Genomic DNA, 16,003 nt, shown 5'->3' on the forward strand with positions numbered 1-16,003 from the left:
ATCCTAAGAGATCCCCGATCGTCGCAGGCCGCACCCCACAAGGGCTCAAAGGGTGATCGCGTTCACTATAATCAGTAAAGTGTTCACTGTAATCAGTACTTTATTCACTGTACCAGGTAGAATGTTCACTGTAAACAGTGCTAATGTTCACTGTAGTCAGAAAACGATCCCTTTCATCCACAGAATGAAGATCCTAAGCCATGGCAGATAAAGACAACGAAAACAAAGCGTTACTTGAACCTTTTCTGTCAGTGACCAAAAACAGTGGTGAAGTTATTCAGCTTCATCCCAACAAGAATAATACCGTTCAACCGGTGGCACTGATGCGTCTTGGACTGTTCGTGCCGACGCTGAAATCAACCGCACGGGGTAAATCCGGTGCAATGGCATCAACGGATGCGACGAAAGAGCTGAAGAATCTGACGCTGGTAAAGGCGGAAGGCTACGAAAAGATTACCATTACCGGTGCACGGCTGGATATGGATAACGATTTTAAAACCTGGGCAGGTATTATTCAGTCTTTTTCGCGCTATCCGACCAAAGGTGATACCGTCACACTGCCGTTTATCGATTTTGTGAAGATGTGTGGTATTCCCTCTGCCAACTCGTCTGCCGCACTGCGTAAGCGTCTTGATGCCTCTCTGCGCCGCATTGCAACTAACACGCTCTCTTTTGAAGGCAACGGCAAGGCGTATCATACCCACCTTGTCCAGTCAGCCTATTACGACCGCGAAAAAGATATTGTGCGGATTCAGGCGGATCCCAAACTGTTTGAACTCTACAACTTCGATCACAAGGTGCTGCTTCAGCTTCGTGCAATATCCCGCCTTAAGCGTAAAGAGTCTGCACAGGCGCTCTATACCTTCCTTGAGAGCCTGCCGACCAATCCGGCACCGATATCGCTGGCACGCCTGCGTATGCGCCTTAATCTCGGCTCTAAGACCACCACGCAGAACCATGTGGTGCGGCGTGCGATGGAGCAACTGAAGGAGATTGGATATCTGGATTATTCAGAAGTGAAGCGTGGCCGCTCAGTCTTTTTCATTATCCATAGCCGCACACCTAAGCTTGATGGCATCGGTAATCTGGAGAGCATCGATTCGCTGGACGAGATCGAGTTTGAGGATTAACCCCTGACGTTCACTGTAATCAGCATTTCTGCGTGGCAGTGTCACTTTTACCGTTGAAAGTGATATTGTGCCCTTCCTCTCACATTCACTGTAATCAGTACTCCACCTCTGTTAACTGCAATCAGTAACGTTCACTGTAATCAGTAAACGGGGCACGTTTTTGAATCATGCCCTCCTCCCCTCTTTTCCTGTCGTGCTATGCTATAAGGCTTATGAAGTAAGTGCGTGCTTACTTACTAACTGGTTAGCCCCTTCCAGGATCGGCTTTGCTGATTATAGTGAACGTTCTGATTAAGGCAGGACAGCGTCTCTTTTTGCTGATTTCCGTTGAGCACTTTACTGATTACAGTGAATGACTGCATTCACGTTCAGCACGGCCGGCGTGCGTATTGTATTGAGGCGCTTTAACTTATCAGTATTGCCAGCGTGACACTGTTACTGATTACAGTGAATGTTTGCCGACTGGCATCGTCTATGTGCTGGCGTGCTGAAGATTCCCCGTCGGTTACTGATTACAGTGAACGTTGTATAGTGGAGCTGTCTTCACCGCGGTGATCCTCAGGAATACTGCTTTGCTGATTACAGTGAATGCTTTGCTGAATACAGTGAATGATAGCTGAAATTTGACGCAACGCTTTGCCGCTTTACTGTTTATAGTGAACATTCGCGGGAAAGTTGTGGTGACATAACTCATGATCAGGCGTTGATGTCTGCTGGCCTGAGCGCTGCCAGAATCGAAGTGATATCTGCGTATCGTGACCTTACTGTCCTCTATTCCCGTCGAACTGAACTGACGCTTCTGCTGATTACAGTGAATGTCTGGCCAGCAAGACTCTTCTTTTACTGACTATAGTGAATGTTCGATATCCCCTCATTACTGATTACAGTGAACGTTATCGGACTGTCTTGTTCATCACTGCCTATCCATTCTGGCTCCCAAATTCTAGTTGCCTGTTATCTCATCAGCTTCCGATGCTTTTATAAACCAGACAGGATTTCTCCTCTCCTCACTGCTGACTACAGTGAACGTTTACTCAGTTCGGCTTCTTGTCCTGCTAGCTATTCAACGAGTTTACTGATTACAGTGAACGTGATTGCTGCCTGGGTATCTGCAATGACATTACTGATTACAGTGAACGTTTGGCGCGTTCAGCGTCAGGCATCAGCCAGGCTTTATCGCGTGGGCTTTCTGAATGCGGTTTTTCTTCTGCACCACCACTTCAAGTTCCTCCGGTAAGAGACCTGATAGAGAGCTGACTTTACTGATTACAGTGAACGTTCAGACTCATCAACGCGCTAAGTCCAATTCATTTCCCCCCTACTCTCTTACTGCGGATCGATTTCTACTGATTACAGTGAATGTTCTGCTGATTACAGTGAACGCTGCTCGCATTTGAACTGCGTAAATTGCCAGGCCAGAAATAATAATGTGATGAACCTCACCAAAACCCGTGGTGTTACATAAAAACGAAGATTATGTTGAAAGGATAATTTATTGCCTCACGTGCAGGATTTCTGTATAAAGTCATAAATCCTACATGTTTGGAGCAACTATGGCTAACGATGACAAGCAGGTGATGAAGGTTGCACAGCGTTCTGAACGCATGCTGCTGAGCCTCACCGACCAGATTCAGGCGCAAAAGCAGGAACTGCATGAAAATACGTACTATCAGGTTTATGCCAAAGCGGCGTTAGCAAAGTTGCCCAAACTGACACGAGCCAGTGTCGATTACGCTGTAAATGAGATGGAAGAGAGCGGTTATCAGTTTGATAAACGTGCGGCCGGTTCTTCCGTTAAATATGCCATGTCGATTCAGAACATTATCGATATTTATCATCATCGTGGTGTGCCGAAATATCGCGACCGCCACAGTGATGCCTATACCATTTTTGTAGGTAATCTGAAGGGCGGTGTCTCAAAAACGGTTTCTACCGTCTCACTGGCTCATGCACTTCGTGCCCATCCTCATCTGCTGTTTGAAGACTTGCGTATTTTGGTGATTGACCTTGATCCACAGTCCTCAGCAACCATGTTTTTAAACCATGAACGTTCAGTAGGGCTGGTGGAAGCGACAGCGGCACAGGCAATGCTGCAGAATGTCACCCGTGATGAGCTGGTGAACGAATTTATCGTTCCATCGATTATTCCGGGTGTCGATGTGCTGCCTGCCTCAATTGATGACGCCTTTATCGCCTCAAGCTGGGACCAGCTTTGCGCAGAGCATCTGCCGCAGCAGAATGTTCATGCCGTGCTGTATGACAATGTCATTGCCAAACTGAAGAAAGATTATGACTTTATCTTTATCGACAGTGGCCCGCATCTTGATGCTTTCCTGAAGAACGCCATTGCGGCCTCTGATCTGCTGATGACGCCGGTACCACCGGCTCAGGTCGACTTTCATTCCACGCTCAAATACCTGACGCGTCTGCCGGAACTGATTGCGATTATCGAGGATTCCGGCGCCACCTGTCGCCTGCAGGGCAACATTGGCTTCATGTCTAAGCTCTCGAATAAAGCCGACCACAAGCTCTGTCATAGTCTGGCAAAAGAGATTTTTGGGGGTGACATGCTTGATGCTGCCCTTCCCCGCCTTGATGGTTTCGAACGTTGCGGCGAATCCTTTGATACGGTCATCTCCGCAAATCCTTCGACATACGTCGGCAGCAGCGAAGCGTTGAAAAATGCAAGATCCGCCGCAGAGGACTTTGCAAAAGCCGTCTTTGACCGTATCGAATTTATTCGCCTGAACTGAGGTTTGTATGAGCGCAAAAAGAATTACGATTGGCAGAACCTTCAGCCAGACTCCACTGGAAAATGATACGCCAGATAGCCAGCACAATCAGACATTCGTTCTGGCTACAGGCAAGCGTGCCCTGTTTCGCTTTGAACGTATTGCCGCCAGTGATGTTGAAAACAAGACATTCGTGACGATGGAAACCAATGGCCGCGATCAGGCGGGCCTGACACCCGATTCACTGCGCGACATTATCCGCACCATTAAGCTTCAGCAGTTCTTCCCGGCCATTGGCGTAATGCGCGATGACCGCATTGAGATTCTTGACGGCTCACGTCGGCGTGCAGCTGCGCTTTACTGTAAGACCGGGCTGGACGTACTGGTCACTGATGCCGCTATTAGCGCCGATGAAGCACGCAGACTGGCGCAGGATATCCAGACGGCCCGCGAACATAACCTGCGGGAAGTGGGAATGCGCCTGCTGGCGTTAAAAGAGGGTGGACTGTCGCAAAAAGAGATCGCTGAGAATCAGGGATTATCTCAGGCGAAGGTCACGCGTGCTCTTCAGGCGGCCAGCGTTCCGTCCGATTTGATTTCACTTTTCCCTAATCACGCTGAGCTGACTTATCCTGATTACAAAGCGCTGTTGCAGGCGGCTGACAAATTGAGTGAATCCGGGCAAAGCGTTGAAGCTCTGATTAATTCTATCTCGCGGGAAATAGATGTGGTTTGTGCGCGAGAAGGGCTTGCCGAGGATGAGCTGAAAAATCACATTCTGCGTCTGATTCGCCAGGGCAGCCAGACGTTGATGAAAGAGCCTGAGAAAGATAAAACACAGGCGACTGCTCTCTGGTCTTTTGCTGATAAAGATCGCTTTGCGCGTAAAAAGGTACGCGGCCGGATGTTCAGCTATGAATTTAACCGGCAGTCGAAAGAGTTGCAGGAAGAGCTGGATAAAGTCATTGCCGAAACCCTGAAGAAATATCTCAATCGTTAATTTACGCGTATTAAAATCAGCCAGCGCAGACGCTGGCTTTTTTATTGCCTTGTTAAGCTGAAAGAGACTTATAAGATGCGTGGAAACCCGAATTTCAGGCTGAAATCGCCAGGTTTTGAAGGGTGATAATCAGGATAACTAACTGAATATATTGATGTTATATTAGAAATTTATCAATCTGATTCCTGTGAAATCGCCATTCCTCCTGACCATTTCGCCAGCTTTCCAGGCAGCCTTTGAATCCCTGAATCGTCTGCAATGGAAAAAGCGGAATCAAATTCTGATATAACTTCCGAAGGGTCCAAATGCTGCCTTTTCGCATTCAGCGGTCGCAAATTGCAAGTAAAGATTTTCGCAAGCTGGTTCATTAGTGACCAGTTACTTCTCACCAGACCTCAGTTCCTGCACAACTAATGCATACCGGCTGATGCTTTCTCTGCAAGTCTTTTTACCGGTATGCTGGCCGCCAGCGAAATTTAACGCTTAAGCGGCTGTTTTTAATTGAAAATATCTGTGAATTTCAGCCTGAAATCGCCACGCTTTCTGCTGGAAATCGTGCTGATTACTGGATATAAGCGCTTCGTTGAGATCATAATTGCAGCGTAACCGCCTAGCAGCAAAGGCATCTTCTCAGAGTGAAAAAAGATACTCAGAAAATATCCCTCACTTATCCACAGAAAAAGTGGATAACTTTATCATCCGACTAAAATTATTTTTCTGATGATGCGAACGACAGGAGCTGGATTGGACTGTGAAGGTGCCAGTGATCTGAAATCGGTTACTTCAGACAGATTCACTGTATTGAGTAAAGCAGATGAAAGGATGTGCTCAACAGCAGAAAACGAGAGCCGGGCTGCTCAGGAAAGGGACATGACTGACAGTAAAACTGTTTACAGTGAATGCGGAGCTAAAGAGGTTAAGCAGCACAGACAATCGGCTGGCGGGCTCATCAGAATCTGTTGATGCGCAGCCAGCGTTGAGCACGGCAATCATCATAGTGCCTAAGGAGTGCGTACGATGGAGGTGATAACAGGATAGTTATCTGGTGCGGCAAATAACGATACAAAACCGGGCCAGGCCCGGTTTTGTTATAAATCAGGCTTCGAGCCAGGCTGTTATTTGCCTGACCATCGCATCGGCAGAGATGCCATAACGGTCATGCAACGTCGGTAAAGCGCCTGCTGCCAGGAATGCATCCGGCAGGGCAATCTGCTTAAAGCGAGGCGTCACATGGTTCCGCATCAGCAGGCCCGCGATTGCCTCGCCTAACCCGCCCGTGATTGAATGATTCTCCGCTGTGATAACCAGCTGGTTATGATGCAGCGCTTCCCCTGCTTCTTGCAGGATTGTCTCTTCATCCAGAGGCTTAATCACAGGAGAGTGCACCACTCCAACCTCAATGCCCAGCTTTTCCAGCATCTCAGCGGCTTCAAGTGCCCGCATGGTCATCAATCCGCTACTGATGATAACCGCATCTTTGCCCGTTCGCAGACGCTGGGCCTTGCCGTGCTGATAGCGATAATCATATTTATCCAGCACCAGCGGAACCTTACCGCGCAGCAGGCGCAGGTAAACCGGCCCCTGATGTTCGGCAATCGCCGGGATGACCTGGCTAATCTCCAGCGCATCGCAGGGATCGATGATTGTCAGGTTTGGCATACCCCGAAAAATTGCCAGATCGTCAGTCGCCTGATGGCTAGGCCCATAACCGGTGGTCAGGCCTGGCAGCGCACAGGCAATTTTGACGTTCAGATTCTCTTCGGCGATGGCCATGCAGATAAAATCATAGGCGCGGCGGGAAGCAAACACGGCATAGGTGGTGACAAAAGGCATAAAGCCCTCGCGCGCCATTCCTGCTGCGGCACTCATCAGTAACTGTTCCGCCATTCCCATCTGATAAAAGCGCTGCGGAAAAGCGTCCGCGAACAGATGCAGGTCGGTGTATTTACTCAAATCTGCCGTCAGACCGACCACATCGGATCGCTGCTCTGCCAGTGACACCAGAGCATGCCCGAACGGAGCCGAAACCGTGGGCTGACCCTCAGCAGCAATCGAGGCGATCATGGCGGAAGTGGTCAGCCGTTTTTTTTGCGGTTGTGAACTCATATCAGACTCCTTGCTCAAGTGCGGTCAGGGCTTTGTCCCACTCATCAGCATCCACACGGATGAAGTGGGTTTTCTCCCGGCTTTCAAGAAACGGCACACCTTTTCCCATTCGGGTATCGCAGATGATGACGCGCGGCTGAGGTTCAGGCCAGCTGCGGGCTGCGTCAAAGGCCTGTTGCAAAGCAGCAATATCATTGCCATCAACGCGCTGGGTATACCAGCCAAAAGCCTGCCAGCGATCCACTATCGGTTCGAACGCGAGAATCTCGCTGCTGTGACCGTCAGCCTGCTGATTGTTGACGTCGATAATGGCGATCAGGTTATCAAGCTGCCAGTGTGAGGCTGACATGGCCGCTTCCCACGTTGAGCCTTCATTCAGCTCGCCATCAGATAGCAGGTTATAGATTCGCGCCTGTGAGCCTTTTTGCTTCAGTCCCAGACAGGCACCCACGGCTATTCCTAATCCATGACCTAATGAACCGCCGGTGATCTCCATGCCTGGGGTATAGGCGGCCATGCCAGACATGGGCAGGCGGCTCTCATCGGTGCCATAGGTTTCCCGTTCTTCTTCTGGTATGACGCCCGCTTCCAGTAGCGCGGCGTAAAGCGCGATGGCGTAGTGCCCAATCGACAGGTAGAAACGATCGCGCTCTTCCCACTCAGGCTCATCTGGACGGTAATTCATGGCGTGAAAATAGCTGACAGCGAGTAAATCAGCTGCACCCAGTGCCTGACCGATATAGCCCTGTCCCTGTATCTGCCCCATTAACAAGGCATGATGGCGAATATTACGGGCACGCTGCGGCAATGAGAGCGTGTGTGAACTGTGATGAGGGTCAGTCATATAACCTCCTGATTAACGATTAACATCCGCAGCCCGAATGCGCAGTACGCATAGCGCACCACCCAGCAGAACGGCAGCGATAAAATACATTCCCGACGCGGGAGAACCGGTTGCGGTAGTGATTGATCCAATCAGCCACGGCGAGAAAAAACCGGCCAGATTGGCAATGCAGTTCACCGCAGCGATGCCTGCGGCAGCAGAGACGCCACCCAGCAGGTTGGTCGGCAGCATCCAGAACAGTGATGAAGCGGAAAGAATGCCCGCAGCGGCAATACAGAGGGCAAACAGTGACAGGGAGACGTTATGGCTGAGCAGCGTCGCCAGCGTCAGTCCGGAGAGGCCGATCAGCATCGGAACAATCAGGTGCCAGCGACGTTCACTATGACGATCGCCACTGCGTCCGGCCAGTAGCATAAAGATAATGGCGCACAGGTACGGCAGACTGGTCAGTAATCCGATATGCAGAGGTTCACTGACGCCTGAATTTCTTACCAGCGTCGGTAGCCAGAACGTTAACGCATACTGTCCCATCACCACGCAAAAGTAGATCAGCGCCAGCAGCCACAGGCGACGGTCAGCAACAAAGGCTTTCACCGTGCCATGACAGGCTTTCTGCTGATTGTCTTCGTCGAGATCGGCACGCACCTGGCGCTTCTCATCCTCATCCAGCCACTCTGCCTGCTCCACCCGATCCTTCAGAACCAGCAGCACTACGAATCCCATAACAAGGGTAGGGATAGCCTCCAGCATAAACATCCATTGCCAGCCCGCCCATCCGTGAAAACCTGCGAAGGTCGCCATGATCCAGCCAGAGAGCGGGCCACCAATCATTCCGGAAAGTGGAATCGCGACAAACCAGAGCACCGTCATGCGAGCGCGACGGTGAGAGGGAAACCAGTAGGTCAGATAGAGCAGTAAACCGGGTGCAAGTCCGGCCTCTGCCACACCAAGCAGAAATCGCAGCAGGTAGAACTGCCATGCGGTTTCTACAAAGGCGAACAGGGCCGAGATTACACCCCAGGTAATCATAATGCGGGCAATCCAGCGGCGCGCACCGACCCGATGCAGGATCAGGTTGCTCGGCACTTCAAAGAAGAAGTAACCGAGGAAAAAGATCCCGGCACCCAGCCCGTACACCGTTTCGCTGAGTGACAAATCATCCATCATCTGTAATTTCGCGAAGCCAACGTTTACACGATCAAGATAGGCACAGAGGTAACAGAGCATCAGCCAGGGCATCAGCCGCCAGGCAATTTTGCGATAGGTGATATCGCGCGCAGCAGAGGCTGCGCTCAGATTAAGCGTGGTCATGGTATTCACTCCCGAAGTTAGCCCGCAAGGCGTGCGGGCAGGGCAGGGCGCTATTTAATGGATCAGCATGCCGCCATTCACATCCAGCGTGATGCCGGTGAGATAACCGGAGAGATCGCTGGCGAGGAACAGCGCCGCGTTAGCGACGTCACTGGCGGTTCCCAGGCGGCCAAGAGGTATGCCGTCGAGAATGGCATGGCGGCGTTCATCCTGTAACAGGCCACCGGTGATATCGGTCTGGATAAGACCGGGCGTCAGGGCATTGATACGAATCTGGTCCGGGCCGAATTCGCGCGCCATGGCTTTTGTCAGGCCCAGCACGCCTGCTTTCGCCGCACTGTAGTGCGGCCCGCCGAAAATGCCGCCGCCACGCTGAGCTGATACCGATGACAGACAGACAATGCTGCCGCTTTTTTGCCGCTGCATCGTCGGGATAACCGCCTGAGACATCAGCAGCGTACCGCGCAGATTGACATCAAGAATGCGGTTGTAATCTTCGATGCCGATTTCCAGTGTTTTAACCGGCTGAGTGATCCCGGCATTGTTGACCAGCACGTCAATACGGCCGTAGTGCTCAAGTACCTGATCGATAGCACGATGAACAGAAAGAGGATCGGTGACATCGGTGGCCAGGCCGAGATGACCGTCGCCACACGACAGCGCGCTGGCCTGAGCTGCCTGCAGATCTAAATCAAGCACCACCACGCGCGCGCCATGCTGAGCAAAGCAGGCCGCTGTGGCTCGTCCAATGCCGCGCTGGGAAGCGGCACCGGTGATAATCGCAACTTTGTTTTCTAGTAACATTGTCCACTCCAGAAGAATAATTATTAGTGGTTCGGTATCGCTACCGGCAGGGTCACGATCAGAATTGATAAAGCGCGTAATATTGGCAATGCAGAAAAATTCATTTGATGCTGAATGAATTTGTTGATTTGATGCAGTTAACAACTTTGCGATTTAAAAATGGGCACACATCACATAATTTCTGTGTGGAGAGGCGGATGGAAAAGCAGTCGGAACACTTACCTTCTATTAAATCACTGCGGGTTTTTGAGCAGGTGGCCCATTTTGGTAATGTCGCGCGGGCGGCTGAGGAATTAAATATTACCCCCTCGGCAGCCAGTCATCAGCTGGCTAAACTGGAGCGGGAACTGGGCTGTATTCTGTTTAATCGTTCGGCAAAAGGCGTAGCGCTCACGCTGTCGGGCGAACATTACCTCAGGGAGATCGGCCCGATACTGCTGGGCCTGGCGCAGGCCACCGCGCGCATCAGTAATGAGAAAGCACGCAGTAACCTCAGGATCCACTGCGCACCCAGCTTCGGTCTGCTCTGGCTATTGCCGCGTATCCATAAATTTCGCGACAGCTATCCAGAGTTTCAGCTTACGCTCTCCTGTTCTTATGAAAATCTCTCCTTCAGCCGCGACAATATTGATATAGCAATACGTCACGGCTTCCCGGACTGGAACGCATTTGAGATTAAAACCATCCGCCATGAAAAGATGTCGGTGCTGGCCTCGCCAGACTATCTGAAACAGCATCCTGTCAGTCAGGCCGCGGATTTAATCCATCACGCGCTGATATTATCGGAGTCACCGCTTATTCAATGGCCGCAATGGTTTGCAGCGCAGCAATTACCTCAGCCGGATAAAGAGTGGTTATTTCGTTTTGACCGCTCTTATATGAGTCTTGAAGCGGCAATGTTAGGCCACGGTCTTATTTTTGAAAGCGAATTGCTGGCGGAGGATTATCTTTGCAGCGGGAAACTGGTCAGGGTATTGACTGAGCAGCATAGCCTGCCCGTCAGCGCGCACCATCTGGTCTTTCCGCGTGGATTTGCCCAGTTCCCCCGTGTTACACATTTCCTGAGCTGGATACAGGAAGAACTCAGAACGTTAATATGATGTTAAAATAACTTCCGTCGCGTCACTATGACGCGGGTTTATTTCTGCTGGTAATTATTCACGCCATAAAAGTCGCATTGCCAAAGCTAACTTTTAAATACCGTCTACACTTCTTTACCCAATCGGTAAATATGTTCCCTTTCTATTCCGTATGAAATTTAATCAAATGGATGTTTAACTTATTAATGGCAGGAATATTATGAGTACAAATACACCAGACGCTGGGGAAGCGGGCGATCACGCGCCTGCGGATACGGTACGCCAGCGCATTTTTTTAGTGGTGCTGGTTGCCACTATGGGCGCGCTGGCTTTTGGCTATGACACCGGGATTATCTCGGGTGCATTACCTTACATGACCTCGCCACCCGATCAGGGTGGTCTTGGACTGAACTCATTCACGGAAGGGCTCGTCGCCTCTTCGCTGGTGTTCGGTGCCGCTATCGGCTCTTTTCTCAGTGGTTTCTTCTCGGACCGTTTTGGCCGACGTATTACGCTTCGCACCCTGGCGGTCATTTTTGTACTGGGTTCGCTTGGTACGGCACTGGCGCCTTCCGTCAATGTGATGGTGGCCATGCGCTTCCTGTTGGGAATTGCTGTCGGCGGTGGCTCTTCAACCGTGCCGGTGTTTATTGCCGAAATTGCCGGGCCACGTCTGCGTGCGCCGCTGGTGAGCCGCAATGAACTGATGATTGTCACCGGCCAGCTCATTGCCTATGTCGCCAGTACGCTACTGAGCTATCTGCTGCATGATGAGCACCTGTGGCGCTACATGCTGGCGATTGCGATGGTGCCCGGTTTCCTGCTGTTTATCGGCACCTTCTTCGTTCCGGCTTCACCACACTGGCTGGTGGCGGAAGGGCGTCTGAAAGAGGCGAAGAAGATTCTGAAGTATCTGCGTGAAACACCGCGTGAGGTGCGTCATGAGATGGCACAGATGAAGAAGCAGGCGAGAGCAGCGGAACGCGGGCCGGATGCGAAAACCCTGATTCGCGAGAAATGGGTTATCCGCCTGATGATCATTGGTGTCGGACTCGGCTTTGTTGCGCAGTTTACCGGCGTTAATGGCTTCATGTATTACACGCCGATCATCCTTAAACAGACCGGACTTGGCACCAGCGCGTCGATTGCCGCGACCATTGGTAACGGCGTGGTTTCTGTTCTGGCGACATTTGTCGGTATCTGGGCGATTAGCCGTTTCCCGCGTCGTACCATGCTTATCACCGGTTTATGTCTGGTGATCACGGCACAGATCCTGCTGGGCAGCGTGATGACCTTTATGAGTTCGAGCCTGATGCAGAGTTATCTTGCCCTGGGCTGTATTCTGCTGTTCCTATTCTGCATGCAGATGTGTATCTCGCCAGTCTACTGGCTGATGATGTCAGAGCTGTTCCCGATGCAGCTGCGTGGCGTGTTAACCGGTGGCGCTGTCTCACTACAGTGGATTTTCAATGCTGTGGTCGCGTTCGGTTTTCCACCGATCATGGAGTATGCCGGCAGCACGACCTTCTTTATCTTTGCCGCGATTAACGTTGGCTCGCTGATATTCGTGATGGCGATGGTACCCGAGACGCGCGGTAAAAGTCTGGAAGAGATTGAGTCACACATGAAAGAGAAGTTTGGTGAAAAGCCGAAGGAGGCTGAAGCCTGCTAGCGTCCCTACCGGATTCGGCCCGCCGGCTGAATCCGGTTTCTCTCCCTTCTCAGCCCCCTTGCGTCGTATCCCTTTCTGTCAGTTAAGCCGTTTCATTCACTGTAATCAGCATGATTTTGCGGGAGAGTTTCCGGACATGCCTGGCGATTTCAGGCTGAAATCGCCAGAATCCGGCGTAACCCTCAGATGCCGCTGACGGTTGAAATTGCCGTTTAAGCGAAGCATGACCGCTGACAAAGATTGGAGCTGGCTCTGCGCTATACTCACTTTTCATCTGCTCCGCATGCTGACCGGAATGCACCATGAATATATCAAACTCTGTGACAATGGCTGCTGCACTGCTGATTGCCACACCACTGCATGCTGAAAATGCGCCGGTTTCATCCTGGTGGAATAATTTCACTGACGATGTTGCACAAACCTGGAACGCGCCTCAGCACACCGATCTCTATCTGCCGTTTATTAGCTGGCACGCCCGCTTAATGTACGACAAAGAAAAAACCGATAACTATAACGAGAATCCCTGGGGCGGCGGTCTGGGTGTTTCCCGCTATAGCGACAGCGGCAACTGGAGTGCGCTTTATGCGATGGCGTTTAAAGATTCGCACAATGAGTGGCAGCCCATTGTCGGTTATGGCTGGGAGAAGGGATGGTATCCGGGCTCCGGTCAGGACTTCCGGCTTGGTGCCGGATTAACAGCGGGTGTCACCGCGCGTGAAGACTTTGGCAACTATATTCCGCTGCCGATTATATTGCCGCTGTTCTCTGCCGGTTATAAAGCGGTGAATGTCCAGTTTACTTACATCCCCGGCACTTACAATAATGGCAACGTGCTGTTCGCGTGGTTTCGCTATGCCTTTTAATTTTTCAGGAAAGGATTTATGACCCGGAAGTTGAAAACTGTTACGCGCAGACTCTGGCGTTCAACGCTTGTCGTGGGTTTGGTGTTACTGCTGCTACTGATCATTCGCATCTATGAGGCGGAACGTGGCCCGGAATTACATCGCTGGCACACCTGGCTCCCGCATGAGCTGACAGTTGAACAGCTCGATAAAGCGGGTTACACCGATTATCTTAATGCTGAAAATCATCTTTTTGATGAGATGAAGCAGCAGGTCACTGACAAACTGGATGCGGATGAGAAAACCCCGCTCAACCGATATTTCTCCGGCAGCCTGATCTATCCGGGTCATTTTGCACAGGACTGGAACCGTTCCTATATTCTGCTTCCGGCGGGCACGCCGCGTGGTGCAGTCGTTTTACTGCATGGTCTGACCGACAGTCCTTACAGCCTGCGTCATATCGCAGAAACCTATCGCCAGCAGGGTTATGTGGCCGTAGCAATCAGGTTACCGGGTCACGGCACGGTGCCTGCGGGCCTGACCGATGTGGACTGGCAGGACTGGATGGCGGCTACACGCCTGGCGGTGCGCGAAGCGACCCGACTTGCGGGAACCCGGACACCGCTGCATCTGGTGGGATTCTCTAACGGCGGGGCGCTGGCGGTAAAATATGCGCTCGACAGCCTGGGCGACGCCACGTTGCGTCGTCCGCAGCAGCTGCTTCTGTTATCACCGATGATCGGTGTCACCCGTTTTGCGCGGTTTGCCGGACTTGCCGGACTGCCCTCTGTTTTTCCGGCCTTCTCGAAAACAGCCTGGCTGAATATCGTGCCGGAGTTTAATCCGTTTAAATATAACTCTTTTCCAGTGCACGCTGCCCGGCAGACCTATCTGCTGACGCAGGCGCTACAGAAAGAGATCCAGCACTACGCGCGTAATCAGCAGTTGTCCGGCTTCCCGCCAGTACTGACCTTTCAGTCCGTCATGGACTCTACTGTCAGCACGCCGTCGGTGATTCGTTCGTTATACAATTATCTGCCAGAAAACGGCAGTGAGCTGGTGCTGTTCGATATCAATCAGGCCGTCAGCGTCAGCCCGTTATTCCGTCATTCCTCATACACGGCAGTGAATCAGCTGTTACCCGCGGCCCGTCGGCATTATTCTTCCGCGGTGATCACCAATGCTGCCGCCACGTCGCTGGAAATGGTGACCAAAAGCGTGCCTGCCGGTGAGATTAAGGAGCGAATCCAGCCACTGGCCATCAACTATCCGGCCGGGCTTTACTCGCTGTCGCATGTGGCGATCCCGTTCCCGGCAGAGGATGGTCTCTACGGCAGTGCACCTGCGACGAAGAATGAGTTTGGTATCAGTTTTGGTACGTTGTCACTGCGAGGCGAGAGTGCGGTGCTGATTGTGGGGCTGGACTCGATTATGCGCGCGACCTCTAACCCGTTTTATCCTTACATGATTAACAGAATCGATCACCACATCGGTTGCAGTAACAAGCCGCAACTGGCGACCTGCCTCAGCAGTTTCTGAATCAACCAGGCCCGCATGATGCGGGCCTGGTTTATATCGCGTTCAGCTTTTCCATTACCTCATCCGACAGCTGCAGGCTGCCACTGGCCAGATTCTCTTTGAGGTGTTCCGGTGAGGACGTGCCGGGAATCAACAGAATATTGGGCGAGCGCCTCAGCAGCCAGGCCAGCGCCACCTGCATCGGCGTCGCATTCAGGGACGCAGCAACGTCATTAAGCTGATCCGACTGTAATGGCGAAAAGCCGCCCAGCGGGAAAAACGGCACGTAAGCGATGCCCTGCTGCGCCAGCTGATCCACCAGCTCATCATCCTGTCGATGCGCCAGGTTATACATATTCTGCACGCAGACAATGGGTGTCATCGCCTGGGCTTCAGCGATCTGCGTGGCGGTGACGTTGCTCAGGCCAATATGCCGAATCAGCCCGCGCGCCTGTAATGACAGCAGCGCCTCCAGCTGGGGTGCCAGAGAGCCCTCTTTCGGCTTCGCCGGATGCAGCATACTGCGCAGGTTCACCACTTCAATCACGTCCAGCCCCAGATTGCGCAGGTTATCTTCCACCGCCTGAGTCAGCGCTTCAGGTTCCATCGCCGCCAGCCAGCCGCCTTTTGCATCGCGGCGGGCACCCACTTTTGTCACAATTGTCAGATTCTGTGGATAGGGATGGAGTGCCTTTTTGATTAACTGATTGGTTTCGTGCGGGCCATAAAAGTCGCTGGTGTCGATATGATTGACGCCCGCCGCGATGGCGTCGCGCAAAACCTGAATTGCCCGGGCTTCATCTTTTACCGGCCCGAATACGCCTGGCCCGGCCAGCTGCATTGCGCCGTAGCCGAGACGGTTAACTTCACGATCGCCTAACGGATAAGTCATGGTGATATCTGACATGAAAACCTCCTGCGTGAATGTAGATCAATTGTAACGGTGATTCAGCTGTGCAACTATC

At 51.9% G+C, this 16,003-nt stretch carries 12 protein-coding genes; 7 read left to right on the top strand and 5 right to left on the bottom strand.

Annotated elements, in window-relative coordinates; all coding sequences use genetic code 11:
* Positions 1 to 200: 200 nt before the first annotated feature.
* The 3 genes from AC6I8C_RS18735 to AC6I8C_RS18745 all read left to right on the top strand — a co-directional run bounded on the left by AC6I8C_RS18735 (position 201) and on the right by AC6I8C_RS18745 (position 4,862).
* Positions 201 to 1,130 carry a RepB family plasmid replication initiator protein gene (locus AC6I8C_RS18735; protein ID WP_003855845.1) on the top strand — a complete coding sequence of 310 codons (930 nt, stop codon included), beginning with the start codon at positions 201 to 203 and terminating at the stop codon, positions 1,128 to 1,130.
* 1,553 nt (positions 1,131 to 2,683) lie between these two features.
* The gene (locus AC6I8C_RS18740) at positions 2,684 to 3,883 is read left to right on the top strand and encodes an AAA family ATPase (RefSeq protein WP_033735792.1); all 1,200 of its coding nucleotides are present in this window, start codon (positions 2,684 to 2,686) and stop codon (positions 3,881 to 3,883) included.
* 7 nt (positions 3,884 to 3,890) lie between these two features.
* Positions 3,891 to 4,862, top strand: coding sequence for a ParB family protein (locus tag AC6I8C_RS18745; protein WP_033784879.1), 972 nt, complete (start codon positions 3,891 to 3,893; stop codon positions 4,860 to 4,862).
* Positions 4,863 to 5,957: 1,095 nt separating this feature from the next.
* On the opposite strand, the gene AC6I8C_RS18750 is transcribed toward AC6I8C_RS18745, so the two are convergent.
* From AC6I8C_RS18750 to AC6I8C_RS18765, 4 genes are read right to left on the bottom strand one after another with little or no spacing between them, the layout of a single operon-like run.
* On the bottom strand, positions 5,958 to 6,968 hold the full coding sequence (locus tag AC6I8C_RS18750) for a transketolase family protein (protein ID WP_497823366.1): 1,011 nt from the start codon (positions 6,966 to 6,968) through the stop codon (positions 5,958 to 5,960).
* Position 6,969: 1 nt separating this feature from the next.
* Entirely contained in the window at positions 6,970 to 7,812 is an 843-nt protein-coding gene (locus AC6I8C_RS18755; RefSeq protein WP_497823367.1) for a transketolase, read from the bottom strand.
* Between the two features lie 12 nt (positions 7,813 to 7,824).
* Complete coding sequence (locus AC6I8C_RS18760; protein ID WP_497823368.1) at positions 7,825 to 9,123, bottom strand: MFS transporter; 1,299 nt, start codon at positions 9,121 to 9,123, stop codon at positions 7,825 to 7,827.
* A 54-nt stretch (positions 9,124 to 9,177) separates the two neighbouring features.
* On the bottom strand, positions 9,178 to 9,927 hold the full coding sequence (locus AC6I8C_RS18765; protein WP_033735387.1) for an SDR family NAD(P)-dependent oxidoreductase: 750 nt from the start codon (positions 9,925 to 9,927) through the stop codon (positions 9,178 to 9,180).
* A 197-nt stretch (positions 9,928 to 10,124) separates the two neighbouring features.
* On the opposite strand from AC6I8C_RS18765, the gene AC6I8C_RS18770 reads away from it, so the two are divergent.
* The 4 genes from AC6I8C_RS18770 to AC6I8C_RS18785 all read left to right on the top strand — a co-directional run bounded on the left by AC6I8C_RS18770 (position 10,125) and on the right by AC6I8C_RS18785 (position 15,059).
* Positions 10,125 to 11,027, top strand: coding sequence for a LysR substrate-binding domain-containing protein (locus AC6I8C_RS18770; protein WP_497823369.1), 903 nt, complete (start codon positions 10,125 to 10,127; stop codon positions 11,025 to 11,027).
* A gap of 199 nt (positions 11,028 to 11,226) precedes the next feature.
* Positions 11,227 to 12,678: a sugar porter family MFS transporter gene (locus tag AC6I8C_RS18775; protein ID WP_497823370.1), complete on the top strand. Its 1,452-nt coding sequence runs from the start codon at positions 11,227 to 11,229 to the stop codon at positions 12,676 to 12,678.
* A gap of 326 nt (positions 12,679 to 13,004) precedes the next feature.
* Positions 13,005 to 13,541, top strand: a complete 537-nt coding sequence (gene pagP / locus AC6I8C_RS18780) for a lipid IV(A) palmitoyltransferase PagP (protein ID WP_497823749.1) — start codon at positions 13,005 to 13,007, stop codon at positions 13,539 to 13,541.
* A gap of 18 nt (positions 13,542 to 13,559) precedes the next feature.
* Complete coding sequence (locus AC6I8C_RS18785) at positions 13,560 to 15,059, top strand: alpha/beta hydrolase (protein ID WP_497823371.1); 1,500 nt, start codon at positions 13,560 to 13,562, stop codon at positions 15,057 to 15,059.
* 31 nt (positions 15,060 to 15,090) lie between these two features.
* Here the strand turns inward: AC6I8C_RS18785 and AC6I8C_RS18790 are convergent, their stop codons facing one another.
* Positions 15,091 to 15,945 carry an aldo/keto reductase family oxidoreductase gene (locus AC6I8C_RS18790; RefSeq protein WP_497823372.1) on the bottom strand — a complete coding sequence of 285 codons (855 nt, stop codon included), beginning with the start codon at positions 15,943 to 15,945 and terminating at the stop codon, positions 15,091 to 15,093.
* Positions 15,946 to 16,003: the final 58 nt, after the last annotated feature.

The organism is Pantoea sp. X-Soil-YNGN-844 (assembly GCF_059730595.1).